Genomic DNA, 14,033 nt, shown 5'->3' on the forward strand with positions numbered 1-14,033 from the left:
GCACTTGCGGGAAAAAGCGGCTATTAAGCGTTTGACTGTCACCATGAGCGAGACAATGAACCCTTACGAAGATATGCGCATCTTTGCTCAGGTCATGGAGGCCGGCAGTTTCACCGCTGCGGCCGACCGCCTGGGCATGTCCAAGCAATCGGTCAGCCGGCGCCTGATGCAACTCGAAGAGCGCCTGGGTGTACGCCTGCTCAACCGCTCTACCCGGCGGCTGGACGCCACGCCGCTGGGCCAGCACTACTATCAGTCAGCCCTGCGCCTGCTGGGCGAGGTGCAGCAGGTGGAGCACGACATCAGCGGCCAGGCCCAGGCTTTGCGCGGCACGTTGCGCCTCAGCGCACCGCTGTCGTTTGCCATGGCGCACCTGGGCTGCCTGATGACCGAGTTCCTGCAGTTGCATCCGCAGGTGGATGTGGAGGTAGACCTGAGTGACCGCGCCGTCGACCTGATCGGTGAGGGATACGACCTGGCGCTGCGCATTGGCGCGCTGGAGGACTCCAGCCTGATCGCGCGGCGCATTGCCGGTGTCGAGCGAGTGTACTGTGCGAGCCCGGCCTACCTGCAGGCCCAGGGCGTGCCCGCCGCGCCGGATGAGCTGGCCGGACATGCCTGCCTGCCCTATGGCCATGCGCGGCAGGTGCAGTGGCAGTTCCGCCAGGGCGGCAAGGTGCAGGCGATCCAGGTGACCGGGCGCATGCGGGCGAACAATGGCGAGTTGTTGCGCGATGCCGCGATTGCCGGGATGGGGGTAACGTATCTGCCGACGTTCATCGTTGGCCAGGCGTTGGCAGATGGGCGGCTGCTGCGCGTGCTGGACGCGTGGACGCCGCCGGCGTTGCAGCTGTCGGCGGTGTATCCGCAGCACCGCCAGGTGGCGCGGCCGGTGCAGGGCTTTGTGAATTTTCTGCGCGAGCGCCTGGTGCAGCTTTGAACTGCATGCCCGGCGGCGGATAAAGCCACTGCGGACGGGCTTTGCAACCATCGCGGCGCGACGTGTTCAGGCTATGCTTGCTCCATGAGCACACCTCCCTCTCTGCGCCAACCCTGCCCACCGGGTGCCTGCAATTGCGGCCGTGAACATCTGGTCGATCACCCGCAAGCGGCCCAACGCATTCTCCTGCTGACGCGTCAGGAGGAAAAGCGCCTGCTCGAACGCCTGGAAAATATCAGCGACCTGAATGATTTGCAGCGCCTGCAGCAACGGCTGTACGAGAACCTTGACATCCGTGTCCACATCGCCCCCGGCTTCAACGAAGTGCGGACCATGCGCGGCATCGTCATCGAACTGGACGACCAGCCCGGCCTTTGCCGAAAGACCCGGCAAGCGATCCCCGCCGCGATCCGTCGTGGGCTGGAACGCAACCCGCAGGTCGCCTTCCGCCTGCTCGATAGCCATGACCTGCTGGGTGATGCCTGACGAACCAGCAAGGCCTGCCCTTGGCGGCCGAAACCGGTCATATCGGCTTAATTTTCCTGCTGCCTCCCACGTCTATCTGAAAGCCCCTCTGCGCAGTGCGCGCAGCGGCATTCATCACTCAAGGAGACAGGCAATGACTTCCGTTTTCGACCGCGACGATATCCAGTTCCAGGTAGTGGTCAACCACGAAGAGCAATACTCGATCTGGCCCGACTACAAGGCCATCCCCAACGGCTGGCGTGCCGTGGGCAAAAGCGGCCTGAAGAAGGACTGCCTGGCCTACATCGACGAGGTCTGGACCGACATGCGCCCGCTGAGCCTGCGCCAGAAAATGGCCGAAGCCGCCGCCCAGTGACCACGGTGACCCTGCTGTGCCTGCCATATTCAGGGGCCAGCGCCATGGTCTACAGCCGCTGGCGGCGCAAGCTACCCGCGTGGCTGCAGGTACGCCCGGTGGAGCTGCCCGGGCGCGGTGCGCGCATGGCCGAGCCGTTGCACACCGACATGCAGGCGCTGGCCCGGCAACTGGCCAGCGAACAGCGCCTGGCGGCCAGTGCCCCCTATGCGCTGCTGGGTCACAGCCTGGGCGCGCTGCTGGCCTTCGAGCTGGCCCACGAGCTGCAGGCGCTGGGCTGTCCGCCACCGCTGGCGCTGTTCGCCTGCGGCACGGCGGCACCGACCCGGCGCGAAGACTACGACGGCAAGAACTGGCGCGAGCCCAAGAGCGACGCGGAGCTCATCAGTGAGTTGCGCGAGCTGCAGGGTACGCCCGAGGAAGTGCTGGGTAACGCCGAGCTGATGAGCCTGACCCTGCCGACCCTGCGCGCCGACTTTCTGCTGTGCGGTACCTACGCCTACCGCCAGCGGCCTGCACTGCAGTGCCCACTGCATGTGCTGGGCGGCACCGATGACCGGGCAAATGACGAGCAGCTTCAGGCTTGGCGCAAGGAAACCCAAGGCGCGTTTTCGCTGCAGATGTTCACCGGTGGCCACTTCTTCATCCATGAGCATGAAGACAACGTGCTCGACGCGCTGACCGCGTCACTGCAGCCGCTTCGGCTGTCAGCCTGATTGACGTCACTGCTTGCCTGGGGGAGGCTAGGGCTTTTCCCAGGCAAGGGGCTGACAATGCTGATTGATCCACTCAAGGCCACGCTGCTGGTCGTCGACATCCAGGAAAAACTCATCGGCGCCATGAGCGACGCCGAAGGCACGCGTGCGCGCGCCCGCTGGTTGCTGGCGGCGACCGCCGAGCTGGAACTGCCGACGGTGATTTCCGAGCAGTACCCCAAAGGCCTTGGCCATACCCTGGCGGCGTTGCTGGCCGCAGCGCCGGCCGCCGAAGTGGTGGAGAAAAGCCATTTTTCCTGCGTGGCCGCCGGGTGCCTGCCGGCGAGCCTGATGGCACGTGATCAGGTGATCGTCTGCGGCATGGAGACCCACGTCTGCGTGCTGCAGACCGTGCTTGGCCTGCTGGCGCTGGGCAAGCAGGTATTCGTGGTCGAGGATGCCTGCGACAGCCGCACCCCGGCAAGCAAAGCGGCGGGCCTGGCCCGCATGCGTGCTGCAGGTGCGCAAGTGGTGACCCGCGAAATGGTGCTGTTCGAGCTGATGGGCAGTGCCAGCCACCCGCTGTTCCGCCACATCAGCAAAACCTACCTGGTCGGTGAACAGCCCTGAACGGTCGGTTACTGGCTATCGGCTTGATCGCCCTGACGCTGCTGCAAGGCTGCGCCGGGCGTCGCGAGGAGGCCCCTGAAGCGGACCCGGCCAAGGTCCGCGGGCAATTGCTGCGGCTGTTGCCTGCCCAAACCAAGGACCGCGAGGGCTGGGCGCGAGACATTCAGGTGGCGTTCGAGGCCCAGCGCCTTGCCCCGAGCAAAAGCAACCTGTGCGCGGTACTGGCGGTGACCGAGCAGGAGTCCACCTTCAACGCCGACCCGCAGGTGCCCAACCTCGGGCGTATCGCCCGTGAGGAAATCGACCGCCGCGCTGCGCGTCTGAATATTCCCAGGCTGCTTGTCGATGGTTTGCTGAAAACGCCTTCGGGCAACGGCCAGAGCTACCAGCAGCGTTTGCAGGCGGTGCGCAGCGAAAGGCAGCTAAGCGAACTGTACGACGAGGTCATCGCCCGTGTGCCGTTGGGCAAGACCCTGCTCGGGGGGCTCAACCCGGTGCACACCGGTGGGCCGATGCAGGTCAGCATCGACTTCGCGCAACAGCATGCGCAGGCTTACCCATACAGCCACGAAGGCAGCATTCGCCAGGAAGTGTTCTCCCGGCGTGGTGGCCTGTATTTCGGCATCGCGCACCTGCTGGGCTACCCCGTCAGCTATGACCGCAAGCTCTACCGGTTTGCCGATTTCAACGCGGGCTGGTACGCCAGCCGTAATGCGGCGTTTCAGGCAGCACTGAGCAAGGCGACCGGCGTGCAGCTGGCGCTGGACGGGGACCTTATTGCACCCGGAGCGATCATGCCCGGCACCACTGAACTGGCGGCGCGCAAGCTGGGCGTGAAGTTGGGGCTGCGCCACCCGCAGATTCGCAGCCAGCTGGAGGAGGGCGACAGCTTGGCCTTCGAGGACAGCAAACTGTACAGTGGGGTGTTTGCCCTGGCCGATGCTGCGGCAGGCAAACCGGTGCCAAGGGCGGTGCTGCCGGGCATTGAACTGAAAAGCCCGAAGATCACCCGCAAGCTGACCACGGCGTGGTTTGCCGGGCGGGTGGATGAGCGCTATAGACGGTGTTTGAAGCGTTAGATTCATGTTGCCTGTGCCGGCCCGCGAATAGGCCGGCACAGGCACCATCAGCTTTCGCTCAATGCCCCGACAACCTGGTCAACACTGGCCTTCAAACCGGCAAACGCATCCTCAGGGTCACTGTCCACCACCAACAGCTTCGCGCCGGCCGCCTTGATCACCTCAGCCACCGCTGCTTCCGGCTGGCGATGGTCCAGCACCAAGGCTACATCCTGTGCCTTCAGGTTTTCCCCCAGCGCCTTGAGCGCAGCAGCGTCCCATTCGGCCGGCAGCGCCTGCTCGACCACATCCAGGTTCAAGCCGCTGGCCAGGTAACCCAAGCGTTCGGACAGGCTCACCACCGTCAGGTTGTCGACCTTCGCCAGACGGGTCTGGCTATTGGCCGAAAGCTCCAGCAACTGGCGCTTGAGCCCCGCCAGGTTGACCTGGATCTTCGGCTTGTCGTCCGGCGACAGCCGCTCCAGGTCGTTGGCCACCACATCCGCCATGCGCCCGAGGTTGGTCGGGTTGAGCCACGGGTAGGCAGCATACGCATCGTCACCGCTCACCGCGATGCCGGGCAGTGCGCCATCTACCGGCCGTGCGGCATCGATCTCGACAATGCGGATGTTGCTGCGCCGGGCCATCGGGTACAACGGGTCGTCACGCCATATCGAGCGCACGCCGATCACCGCATCGGCCTGCAGCGCCGCCTTGTCCAGGCTGGCCCCGCCACGCCCGCTGAAATAGGACGGCTGGCGGCTGGCTGGCAGGTTGGCCGGCGCTGCGCGCTTTAGCTGCACTGGCGTGCCGTCCAGCAGGGCGCTGGCCAGGCTGTGGGTGACGGGCAGGGTGGTGAGTACTTGCGTGGCGAAAGACAGCGACGGCAGGCCGGCCAGGGCCAGCGCCAGGGTCAGGCGTTTCAGGTTCATGCCGGGTTTCCTTGCAGGCGGGGGACGAGGGCGCGGGCGAGCGCGGCCAGGGCGAAACAGATACCGGCGACCAGAATGATCGCGGCGCCCGACGGCACCGGCAGGTCGAACACGATCGGCAGCAGGATGCCGAACAGGGTGCTTACCGTGGCGATCAGCACCGAGACGAAGAAAAACCCTTTGAGCGACTGGCTGACCAGGCGCGCGGCAGCGGCGGGTATCACCAGCAGCGCCCCCACCAGGATCGCCCCGATCACCTTCACCGCGGCCACGGTTACCAAGGTCACCAGCACCACGAACAGGTAGTCCAGGGTTTTTACCGCCACCCCGCGCACGGCCGCCAGTTGCGGGTTGAAACTGGCCAGCATGATGCGGTTGTACAGCGGCAATGCCAGCGCCAGCACCAGCACCGCGACGATACCCAGCACTACCAGGTCCTGGCCGCTGACCGTCAGCACCGAGCCGAACAATACGTTCTCGAGGATGTGCACGTTGATCTTGCCTGCCAGCATCAGCAGCAGGCTGGCGCCCAGCGCCAGCGACACCGACAGGAACACGCCGATCAGCGTGTCTGGCGACAGCCCGGTGCGGTTGCGCAGGAAGTTGAGCAGGATGCCGAACAGCAGGCAATAGCCGAACAGGCTGCCGTAGGGCCCGGTGTAGGGCTCGCCCAGCAGAATGCCGACGGCTACGCCGGTCAGTGCGGCATGGCCCACCGCTTCGGAGAAGAAGGCAAAGCGCTTGACCACCACCAGGGTGCCCAGGCCCCCCAGCACCGGCCCGATCATCAGCCCGGCCAGCAGGGCATTGACCACGAAGCCATAGGCCAGTGCCTCGGGCAGATAGCCGGCGGTGGCCCAGTCCTGGACCAGTTGGCGGAATGCTTCAAAACTCATGATGCAAGGCTCTCGCTGCGCGGGTGGACGGAGAACAGCCCCAGCAGGCGCTCCGGGGTCAGGGCCTGAGCGGGTGGGGCGTCGAACAGCACCTTGCGGCTCAGGCCGGTCACTCGGTCGGCCAGGCGCAGCACGGCTTCCAGGTCGTGCTCGATCCACAGCACGGTGGTGCCAGCCTGGCGCCAGCGTTGCAGCAGCTGTTCGAACACCTGGATGCCGGCTTCATCAAGCGCCGACATCGGCTCGTCCAGTACCAGCAACTGCGGCTCGGGGATCAGCCCCTGGGCCAGCAGCACGCGCTGGCGTTCGCCGCCAGACAACGCGCCCATGCGCCGCCCGCGCTTGTCGAGCATACCGACCTGCGCCAGGGCCGCATCGATGGCCGGTTGCACGCGCCGGGACAGGCCGAGAAAGGCCGGGCGGCGCTGACACATGGCAGCCATGAAATCGTCGACGGTCATCGGCAGGCCACGGTCGAACTCCAGTGCCTGCGGCACGTAGCCGATCACTTCGCGTTCACCCGGCCAGTGCAGGGTCAGTTGGCCCTGGTGGGGCATCTGCCCGAGCAGGGTCTTGATCAACGAGCTCTTGCCACCGCCGTTGGGCCCGACGATGGCGTGCACGCTGCCGGCGGCCACGCTGAAGCTGACCTGTTCGAGGATGCGCGTGCGGCCCAGGGTCAGGTCGATGTCGGCGAACTCGATGCGTGGCCCGCTGGCTGCTACCAGGTTGGCGGCGGCAGTCATGCGCGGTTCTCCTGGATGGCGCGGACCACGGTGTCGAGGTTGCGCTTCATTTCCACTTCGTATTTTTCCTTGGTGTATTCGCCGTAGGAAATGTGCGTCAGTGGGTAAAGGCGCACGCCGGATTCACGCTGGATGGTTTCGACGTACGCCGACGGGAAGTCCATTTCCGAGAAGATCACCCGCACGTCCAGGGCCTTGAGCTGGTCGATGGTCTTTTTCAGCTGAGCCGGGCTGGGTTCGATGCCGTGGGCTGGTTCGACCACTGCAGTGACCTCGAGGCCGAAGTCGCGTACCAGGTAGTCGTAGGCAGCGTGGATGGTGGCAACCCGGAACGTGGCGCTTGGCGCTTCGGTGACCTTGGCCAGGGCCTCGGCCCGCAGGCCGCGCAGGCGCTTGGCATACGCACGGGCGTTTTGCGTGTACAGCTTGGCGTTGTCCGGGTCGAGCTTGCCCAGTTCGCGGGCGATGTTGTTGACCTGGGCGATGGTGGTGCTGATCGACAGGAAGGTGTGCGGGTTGACCACCTTGCCGGCGCCACGCGCGGCAATGCCGGTGGCCGCCAGCAGGGGTACGTTCTGGTTGGCCTCGATCGTGTTGATGCCGGGCTTTTCGCTGGCGGCGATCATGCGGTCGGCGAAGTCGTCATGGCCGACACCGTTGAGCACCACCACGTCCAGCGTGCCGATGCGCTTGATGTCCTCGGCGCGTGGCTCGTAGGCGTGGGGGTTGAAGCCTGCCGGAATCAGCGGCACCACCTCGGCCTTGTCGCCGACGATGTTGCTCACGTAGCTGTAGTAGGGGTGCAGGGTGATGCCGATACGCAGCGGCTTGCCGTTGTCGGCCAGCACCAGGGTCGGCAGGGCAAGGGCCACGAGCAGGGCGAGGGCGGAGCGGAACATGGGAGAGTCCTTCGGTTCAGTGACGGTGTTCGCGGGTAACCCCGGCGTCGTAGTGGCTGACCACCTGTTGCCAGCCGGCGGCGATCAATGCGGCCTGGCCGAGGTCGTCCGGGGGCACGGCGGCGCTGTCGCGGCGCAGCCAGACATCGGCTTGGCCGCTGCTGTCGGCTGGCAGAATCAACAGCAGGCTGCCGGCAACCTCTGGGGCCTGGCTGCGCCCCAGGTAGGCGCCGGCATCCAGCCATGACCACTGGTGCCCGCCGCGGCTCTGGCTGCCGACATCGACCACGAACGGCGGCAGGCCCTCTTCGGCCAGGGCCGGCACGCTGGGCGTGGCGGCGGTTTCTTCGCGCAGCAGCTGGATCTCGTCGAAGGCTACCCGCAGGTCGGTGTACAGGCCTTGCTCGGCGGCGGTAAGGTCGCGGCGGGCGTCGATCTGGTGGCTGGCAATGGCCTGTTCATCCTCACGCTCACCGCGCAGCAGCACCACACTGGCAGCGAGCACCACGATCAGCAGGCTGACCAGCAGCACATACAGGGTTTCGTGCCCGGCGCCGGCCGGGCGAATCACCTGGGCGCGGCTCATGGCTGCGGGATATCGGCGTAGTCGACTTCCACCACGTGCCCGGGGCCGGCGTCGAACAGCACGTAGAACTCGCCGTCAGGGCGCTTGAAGGTCAACGTCGAATCGTCGCCCAGCTTGCCGCCGACCAGCACTTGCTCGTCGTAACCGATCACATCCAGGGTCACCCCGGGGGCACCGCTGCCGTCCGAGAAGCCACCGGTGCATTTGACCTGGCCGCTGGCCAGCTCTTCGCACTCGCACATCGGGTTGTGCGCCAGGGCGGGGCTGGCGGCCAGCGCCAGCAGGGGCAGGGCGAGGGTGCGTAGCAGCTGTTTCATTTCTTGCCTCCTTGTTTTTCGAGCCAGGCCACGGTGGCCGGCGATGCCTTCGCGAGCGGGACCGACGCCTGGTGCATGCTGCCGTCCCAGCCTTCCAGGGTGATCCAGATCTGTGCGTCGGGCTTGGTGCGCGGCGGGATCGGCAGCGAGGTGCCCATGTTGTACGGCGCGCCGAAAAAAATCGTGCCGGCGGCTCGCAGGCTGCGCGGTTTGCCGATGCGCAGGTAGGCCGCCTTGACGTCCTTGACGCACGCCTTGCACAGCGCAGCGTTGAACGACTTGAAGTTGCCGGCCGGGCCGTCGGCGCGTGGCGGCTCGTCGCGCAGTTCGGCAAGGCTCAGGCTATAGGGGCCGACCTGGATGTCGCTGATCAGGTTGGCGCCCAGGCCGGCGTCGCCGCGAAACAGCCTGGCGTCGGCGAAGTACTTGGGCATGAAGCCCAGCGGAATGAGGATCAGCAGAATGTTCAGGTGAAACCGCCACTTCAGCCAGAACTGCTTCAGCGGGCTTGCGGGCAGGGCTTGGGCCTGGCTCATGGGTGCATCTCCACGGTGGATTCACTGCGTGCCGCCCGCGGCGCCCGCTCGCTGCGCTTGATGGCGGCGGCGGTGGCCTGGGCGGTGCGTCTGGTCCAGATCAGCAAGCCGCTGAACACCATCATGGTGAGGACCAGACCGAAGAAGAACCACACCAGCTTGATCGGCAAACCGCCGAAGTCACCGGTGTGCAGCGGGCGCATGGACTCGGTGACGAACTCCAGGGCGGAGCGGTCGCTGATCTCGAACTGGCTGTCGACATTACGGGTGTAGGGGTTCACCGAGGCGCTCTGGAACATCAGCGGGTACCAGCCCGGCCCGGCCAGGGTGACATGACTGTAGGCGGTGGCTGGCAGCGAAATGAAGTTGATTTCCAGCCCCGGAATGGCCAGGCCGGCAATGCGCGCCGCTTCATCCAGGTCGATGCGCGGTGCCGGGCTGCCGTCCGCGGTTTGCGGTACGTCCTCACGGGCGATCACCGGCACGATGGGCCGGCTGGAAATGGTGATGTGGTTGTCGAACAGGATTGCCTGGATCAGGAACCAGGTGCCGGTGATGGAAATGACCGCAATGAACCAGATCGACCAGACCCCGGCCAGGCGGTGCAGGTCGCCCCAGAAGATTCGCGAGCCATGGCCGGTGCGCACCGGTTTGAAGAAACCCTTCCAGAATTTCTTGTACACCACCAGCCCGGTGACCAGCGAAGCCAGCATGGGCAGGCCGAGCAGTGACACCAGATACCAGCCCCAACTGAAGCCATTGGTGAACGGCACCAGCCACCAGCCGTGCAGGGCGCGGGTGAAAGCCTCGAAGTTGAAGTCCGGGGTCTTGCCCTGGATGGCCCCGGTGTAGGGGTTTACATAAAGCGTCGGGCTGGTGCCGTCGGGCAGGGTCACGTTTGCTTTCACTGCAAAGTGCGAACCATCCGGCTGGCTCAGCCGTTCCACCACCATGTCCGGCTCGGCCTTGTTCAAAGCCTCCAGCACCTGCTGGAAGCTCATGCGCTGGACATCGGTATCGGGCTTGTTGGCACGCACGGCCGGGTCGGCCAACCAGACAATTTCCTGGCTGACCACGGCGAGCATGCCGGTAAAACAGACGATCAGCACAAAGAACCAGATCGGCAGGGCTAGCCAGCTGTGGACCAGGAACCACAGCCTGGATTTGGATTTTTTCGGTGATTTGGCCATCAGACGGTCTTCTGCAATGGGTGGTCGAGCGTGTGCCCAACCAAAGAGGGCTGTACTGATAAGGACGAATGAGAATCGAAAACCTGCCTTTTTAAATGCAAGCAAATGTTTCAAACGACAAGAGCCGGCCTGCGCACGAGGCGTCAGGCCGGCTTTTCGGTAGCTGGCGAAGGGGTCAGGCGCGGGTCATGGCCACTGCGGCTTGCGGCCTGCCGTGCAGTTGCGCCAGGTCGTGGTACAGCGCCCGGCCGATTTCTGCTGCGCGCGCCGGCAGCACCGACAGCAGGGTATCGCTCAGCCCATGGCTGTTCTCGCAGAACCCTTGCAGGTACACCGAGGCCTGCAGGTCGGGCCTGGCCAGCACGCGGTAATGGCGGTCGACGCTGAAATCGTCCAGGTAGCCGGCCAGCGGCGCCAGCAGGTCGCGGTGCGAGCGGCGTTCGTAGCCGGTGGCCAGGATTACCGCATCGTAGCGGTGGGTTTGCTGCTGGCTGGTGGCCAGGTCGCGCAGGGTCAGCTCCAGCCCGTCGCGGGTGGCCACCACCGCCTCTACCTGGCGCCGGCACAGCACGTTGTGGCGGTGCTGGTGGGCGACTTTCTGCCGGTAGAGGATGCCGTAGATGCGCTCGATGAGGTTGAGGTCGACCACCGAGTAGTTGGTGTTGTGGTATTCGCCCAGCAGCTTGCTGCGCTGGTCGGCCGGTTCGTTGTAGACAAGGTCGGTGTAGTCCGGCGAGAAGATCTCGTTGACGAACGGGCTGTCGTCAGCGGGCTTGAGGGCGGAGCCGCGCAGGATCATGTCGACCTTGACCGACGGGTAGCTGTCGTTGAGGTCGATGAACGCCTCGGCGGCGCTCTGGCCAGAACCGATCACGGCAATGCGCATCGGTTTGCCGGCGCTGCACGGCAGCTTGTTGAGGCTGCTGAGGTACTGGGAATGGTGGAATACCCGCGGGTCGTCCTTGAACGCGCCGAACTTTTCCGGAATTTTCGGCGTGCCGCCGCTGCCGACCACCACCGAACGGGTACGGCGGCTGTATTCGCGGCCCTGTGCGTCGCGCGATACCAGGCGCAGGTGTTCGACCCGGCCGCCGTGCAGCTCAGGTTCGATACGCAGCACTTCCTGGCCGTACACCGCCTGGGTAGCGAAATGCTCGGCGGCCCAGCGCAGGTAGTCGTTGTACTCCAGGCGGCAGGGGTAGAAGGTGCCGAGGTTGATGAAGTCGGCCAGGCGCTGCTTCTGGTGCAGGTAATTGACGAACGTGTACGGGCTGGTGGGGTTGCGCAGCGACACCAGGTCCTTGAGGAACGAGATCTGCAACTCGCTCTGGGTGGCCAGGGTCTCGCCGTGCCAGCGGTAGTCCTGCTGTTTGTCGATGAATAGCGCGTCGAGGGCATGGCCCTGGGACTCGGCGAGTTCCTCCAGGGCAATGGCCAAGGCCAGGTTGGAAGGGCCGAAGCCCACGCCGATCAGATCTTTGATGGTTTCCTGCTGTGCAGACTGGCTCATGGCTGCGATTCCCTGAATGGTCGAATGTGGACGCCCGCCGGGGCTCCGGCTCCTGCGCAAGTACAGATTGGAACGAGCCACCCGCGGGGGAATTTAAGGGGGCTAAAGAACTGCGTGGCGCGGCCGATAGGGGGGTTACGGCAGGGACCAAACTTCGAAGCAGGGAATCGACATGAGTGGAATTACGGCAGGCAACCTGATGATCAACGGCGTTTCAGCGCAGGCACTGAGCGCCACCGCCGCCACCGAGCGCGAGCAGGCCAGACAGGCCGGTGAGGCACTGGGCCCGTTGAGCGTGAGTAGCGACAGCATGAAGGTTTCGGCGGGTAGCCAGGCGCAACCTGCAGACAGTGAAGACAGCGGCGAATCGGAGTCGATGAAGGAACTGCGTCAGCTGATCAAGGATTTGCAGAAGCAGCTGGCCGAGGAACAGAAGCAGCTGGCTGCGTTGCAGAACAGCAAGATGGACGAGGCTGCCAAGACGGCCGCGATAGGGGCCAAGCAGGCGAGCATTGCCACCCTCAACGGGCTGATCCTCGCAGCGACCGCGCAGTTGCTGGAGCTGTTGCAGCAGGAAGGCGGCAGCAGCGCGGGCGGAATGGTCAGCGCCACGGCCTAGCTATTGACTGGCCACCCCACAGGGTCCCTGCTAAATCAGTAAGTTATGTGCAGTTCTATGAGAGCGGGTTCGAACCCGCTCCTGAAGGGGCGCCATGTCGGGCAACTACTCGGACGCCAGCCGGCTCTTGCTCTGGCGGTCCGACTTGTACTGCATGGCCACTGCCGGCGCCGGCTTGGCGCTGCCGGTTTCCAGCCACTGGCGCATACGGCTGGCATCGGCGAAGTGGGTGTACTTGCCGAAGGCATCAAGAATCACCATGGCCACCGGACGGTTGTCCATGCGGGTCAGCAGCACCAGGCAGTGCCCGGCTTCGTTGGTGAAACCGGTCTTGGTCAGCTTGATGTCCCAGTTGCTCTTGTTCACCAGGTGGTCGGTGTTACGGAAGCCCAGGGTGTAGTTGGGCTTGCGGAACGCCACGGTCTTTTCGCGGGTGGTCGACAGCTCGCTAAGCATCGGGTACTTGCGCGAGGCCATCAGCAGCTTGGCCAGGTCGCGGGCGCTGGACACGTTCTGGGTCGACAGGCCGGTCGGCTCGACGTAGCGGGTGTGTGCCATGCCCAGGCTGCGAGCCTTGGCATTCATCGCCTTGATGAACGCCGGGTAGCCGCCGGGGTAGGCGTTGGCCAGGGTATTGGCCGCGCGGTTTTCCGACGACATCAGGGTAATCAGCAAGGTTTCGCGGCGGTCCAGTTGGCTACCCAACCGCACGCGCGAATACACGCCTTTCATTTCCGGGTTGTTGGCAATGGTCATGGTGAGCATCTCATCCATGGGCAGCTTGGCGTCCAGCACCACCATTGCCGTCATCAGCTTGGTCACCGAGGCAATCGGCACCACACGGTCGGCGTGGCTCGAATACAGCTCCTGGTTGCTGTTCAGGTCGATCAGCAAGGCGCTGCCTGAAGCAAGGTGCAGCTTGGAGGGGTCACGCTGGACCTGGGCCGGGGGTTGTGCAGCAGCGGTCGACGGAAGGGTCGCAGTACCTGTGAGCAACAGCAGCAGGCTGAGGATGGACAGGGATGTTTTCACGTTGAGGCTCACTAAAGGTTGGTATGTCGTTGGCTGTGCAAGGGTTTTCCCCCAAAAAACCGATGCATTGTGGAGTATGGCCCAAACGGTGTCGAATGCCTTATGACTAAAGGGCGCAAGGTGAAGGATATTTAATCCTGGCCTGAAATACCCGCCGGATCGGGACCGCGCAGCGGCCCCTTTTGCCGGGCTCAGGCATGCATCAGCGAGAGCTCGCTGATGATGCAGATCGAACCGTCATCAGCCGGTGTGGTATCGGTGTAGTCGAGCTGGTTGTACACCCCGCCATGAAACTCGAACAACTGCGGCGCCCAGGTGCTGTCCAGTTGCAGGTCGCCAGACGCGCCAGACACGCCGTTGCAACTGGCCGTGACGTTGACCACACCTGCGGCCGTGACATGGATGCTGACCTTGAACGCTGCCCCCAGCGCTACGCCTTTCAGCACCGTGGAGTTCACCGGATCGGCCTGGTTGTAGGTGCGCCGAAACCCCAAGGTGATATTGCCCTTGTTCCAGAACACCTTCACTGGCGGGCCGTCGTCCCCGCGCACGTGCATCTGGGCGATGACCACCTTCTGCGCTGCATTGACCTTGGTCAGCGTCATG

At 64.7% G+C, this 14,033-nt stretch carries 18 protein-coding genes; 7 read left to right on the forward strand and 11 right to left on the reverse strand.

The window, feature by feature from the left end:
- Positions 1–55: 55 nt before the first annotated feature.
- From HP546_RS15250 to HP546_RS15275, 6 genes are all read left to right on the forward strand, one after another.
- Positions 56–940, forward strand: coding sequence for a LysR family transcriptional regulator (locus HP546_RS15250; RefSeq protein ID WP_172226926.1), 885 nt, complete (start codon positions 56–58; stop codon positions 938–940).
- Between the two features lie 84 nt (positions 941–1,024).
- A complete protein-coding gene (locus tag HP546_RS15255; protein ID WP_172226929.1) occupies positions 1,025–1,426 on the forward strand; it encodes a hypothetical protein in 402 nt (133 codons plus the stop codon).
- 133 nt (positions 1,427–1,559) lie between these two features.
- Entirely contained in the window at positions 1,560–1,781 is a 222-nt protein-coding gene (locus HP546_RS15260) for an MbtH family protein (protein ID WP_003256222.1), read from the forward strand.
- Positions 1,778–2,497 (forward strand): alpha/beta fold hydrolase, encoded by a 720-nt coding sequence (locus HP546_RS15265; RefSeq protein WP_172226932.1) that lies wholly within the window; start codon positions 1,778–1,780, stop codon positions 2,495–2,497. The genes HP546_RS15260 and HP546_RS15265 overlap by 4 nt, the downstream gene beginning before the upstream one ends.
- Positions 2,498–2,554: 57 nt before the next feature.
- A complete protein-coding gene (locus HP546_RS15270; RefSeq protein ID WP_172226935.1) occupies positions 2,555–3,106 on the forward strand; it encodes a hydrolase in 552 nt (183 codons plus the stop codon).
- Positions 3,103–4,185 (forward strand): DUF1615 domain-containing protein, encoded by a 1,083-nt coding sequence (locus HP546_RS15275; protein WP_306125108.1) that lies wholly within the window; start codon positions 3,103–3,105, stop codon positions 4,183–4,185. The genes HP546_RS15270 and HP546_RS15275 overlap by 4 nt, the downstream gene beginning before the upstream one ends.
- Positions 4,186–4,232: 47 nt before the next feature.
- Here the strand turns inward: HP546_RS15275 and HP546_RS15280 are convergent, their stop codons facing one another.
- From HP546_RS15280 to HP546_RS15320, 9 genes are all read right to left on the reverse strand, one after another.
- Positions 4,233–5,096, reverse strand: coding sequence for a metal ABC transporter solute-binding protein, Zn/Mn family (locus tag HP546_RS15280; protein WP_172226953.1), 864 nt, complete (start codon positions 5,094–5,096; stop codon positions 4,233–4,235).
- Positions 5,093–5,992: a metal ABC transporter permease gene (locus HP546_RS15285; protein ID WP_172226957.1), complete on the reverse strand. Its 900-nt coding sequence runs from the start codon at positions 5,990–5,992 to the stop codon at positions 5,093–5,095. Before HP546_RS15285 ends, HP546_RS15280 begins: the two co-directional genes overlap by 4 nt.
- Positions 5,989–6,738, reverse strand: a complete 750-nt coding sequence (locus HP546_RS15290) for a metal ABC transporter ATP-binding protein (RefSeq protein WP_172226960.1) — start codon at positions 6,736–6,738, stop codon at positions 5,989–5,991. The genes HP546_RS15285 and HP546_RS15290 overlap by 4 nt, the downstream gene beginning before the upstream one ends.
- Positions 6,735–7,637, reverse strand: a complete 903-nt coding sequence (locus tag HP546_RS15295; protein WP_172226963.1) for a metal ABC transporter substrate-binding protein — start codon at positions 7,635–7,637, stop codon at positions 6,735–6,737. The genes HP546_RS15290 and HP546_RS15295 overlap by 4 nt, the downstream gene beginning before the upstream one ends.
- Positions 7,638–7,653: 16 nt before the next feature.
- The gene (locus tag HP546_RS15300; RefSeq protein WP_172226966.1) at positions 7,654–8,223 is read right to left on the reverse strand and encodes a DUF6162 family protein; all 570 of its coding nucleotides are present in this window, start codon (positions 8,221–8,223) and stop codon (positions 7,654–7,656) included.
- Entirely contained in the window at positions 8,220–8,540 is a 321-nt protein-coding gene (locus tag HP546_RS15305) for a hypothetical protein (RefSeq protein ID WP_172226969.1), read from the reverse strand. The genes HP546_RS15300 and HP546_RS15305 overlap by 4 nt, the downstream gene beginning before the upstream one ends.
- Entirely contained in the window at positions 8,537–9,076 is a 540-nt protein-coding gene (locus HP546_RS15310; protein ID WP_172226972.1) for a thiamine pyrophosphate-binding protein, read from the reverse strand. Before HP546_RS15310 ends, HP546_RS15305 begins: the two co-directional genes overlap by 4 nt.
- Positions 9,073–10,266 (reverse strand): PepSY domain-containing protein, encoded by a 1,194-nt coding sequence (locus tag HP546_RS15315; RefSeq protein WP_172226975.1) that lies wholly within the window; start codon positions 10,264–10,266, stop codon positions 9,073–9,075. Before HP546_RS15315 ends, HP546_RS15310 begins: the two co-directional genes overlap by 4 nt.
- A 175-nt stretch (positions 10,267–10,441) precedes the next feature.
- On the reverse strand, positions 10,442–11,776 hold the full coding sequence (locus HP546_RS15320; RefSeq protein ID WP_172226978.1) for a lysine N(6)-hydroxylase/L-ornithine N(5)-oxygenase family protein: 1,335 nt from the start codon (positions 11,774–11,776) through the stop codon (positions 10,442–10,444).
- A 172-nt stretch (positions 11,777–11,948) separates the two neighbouring features.
- Here HP546_RS15320 and HP546_RS15325 point away from each other — a divergent pair, with 172 nt between their 5' ends.
- Complete coding sequence (locus HP546_RS15325) at positions 11,949–12,395, forward strand: hypothetical protein (RefSeq protein WP_172226981.1); 447 nt, start codon at positions 11,949–11,951, stop codon at positions 12,393–12,395.
- A 105-nt stretch (positions 12,396–12,500) separates the two neighbouring features.
- Here the strand turns inward: HP546_RS15325 and pbpG are convergent, their stop codons facing one another.
- Both pbpG and HP546_RS15335 read right to left on the reverse strand, forming a co-directional pair.
- A complete protein-coding gene (pbpG, locus tag HP546_RS15330) occupies positions 12,501–13,427 on the reverse strand; it encodes a D-alanyl-D-alanine endopeptidase (RefSeq protein WP_172226984.1) in 927 nt (308 codons plus the stop codon).
- Between the two features lie 191 nt (positions 13,428–13,618).
- The coding region (locus HP546_RS15335) for a polysaccharide lyase family 7 protein (protein ID WP_172226987.1) at positions 13,619–14,033 on the reverse strand (415 nt) is incomplete at its 5' end.

Source organism: Pseudomonas sp. CM25 (assembly GCF_013179705.1).
GTDB lineage: Bacteria > Pseudomonadota > Gammaproteobacteria > Pseudomonadales > Pseudomonadaceae > Aquipseudomonas.

Excerpts from the sequence above, each read along its gene's own strand:
- HP546_RS15250 (WP_172226926.1), top strand. The coding sequence starts at position 56 with ATGAACCCTTACGAAGATATGCGCATCTTTGCTCAGGTCATGGAGGCC.
- HP546_RS15255 (WP_172226929.1), top strand. The coding sequence starts at position 1,025 with ATGAGCACACCTCCCTCTCTGCGCCAACCCTGCCCACCGGGTGCCTGC.
- HP546_RS15260 (WP_003256222.1), top strand. The coding sequence starts at position 1,560 with ATGACTTCCGTTTTCGACCGCGACGATATCCAGTTCCAGGTAGTGGTC.
- HP546_RS15270 (WP_172226935.1), top strand. The coding sequence starts at position 2,555 with ATGCTGATTGATCCACTCAAGGCCACGCTGCTGGTCGTCGACATCCAG.
- HP546_RS15280 (WP_172226953.1), bottom strand. The coding sequence starts at position 5,096 with ATGAACCTGAAACGCCTGACCCTGGCGCTGGCCCTGGCCGGCCTGCCG.
- HP546_RS15285 (WP_172226957.1), bottom strand. The coding sequence starts at position 5,992 with ATGAGTTTTGAAGCATTCCGCCAACTGGTCCAGGACTGGGCCACCGCC.
- HP546_RS15290 (WP_172226960.1), bottom strand. The coding sequence starts at position 6,738 with ATGACTGCCGCCGCCAACCTGGTAGCAGCCAGCGGGCCACGCATCGAG.
- HP546_RS15295 (WP_172226963.1), bottom strand. The coding sequence starts at position 7,637 with ATGTTCCGCTCCGCCCTCGCCCTGCTCGTGGCCCTTGCCCTGCCGACC.
- HP546_RS15300 (WP_172226966.1), bottom strand. The coding sequence starts at position 8,223 with ATGAGCCGCGCCCAGGTGATTCGCCCGGCCGGCGCCGGGCACGAAACC.
- HP546_RS15305 (WP_172226969.1), bottom strand. The coding sequence starts at position 8,540 with ATGAAACAGCTGCTACGCACCCTCGCCCTGCCCCTGCTGGCGCTGGCC.
- HP546_RS15310 (WP_172226972.1), bottom strand. The coding sequence starts at position 9,076 with ATGAGCCAGGCCCAAGCCCTGCCCGCAAGCCCGCTGAAGCAGTTCTGG.
- HP546_RS15315 (WP_172226975.1), bottom strand. The coding sequence starts at position 10,266 with ATGGCCAAATCACCGAAAAAATCCAAATCCAGGCTGTGGTTCCTGGTC.
- HP546_RS15320 (WP_172226978.1), bottom strand. The coding sequence starts at position 11,776 with ATGAGCCAGTCTGCACAGCAGGAAACCATCAAAGATCTGATCGGCGTG.
- HP546_RS15325 (WP_172226981.1), top strand. The coding sequence starts at position 11,949 with ATGAGTGGAATTACGGCAGGCAACCTGATGATCAACGGCGTTTCAGCG.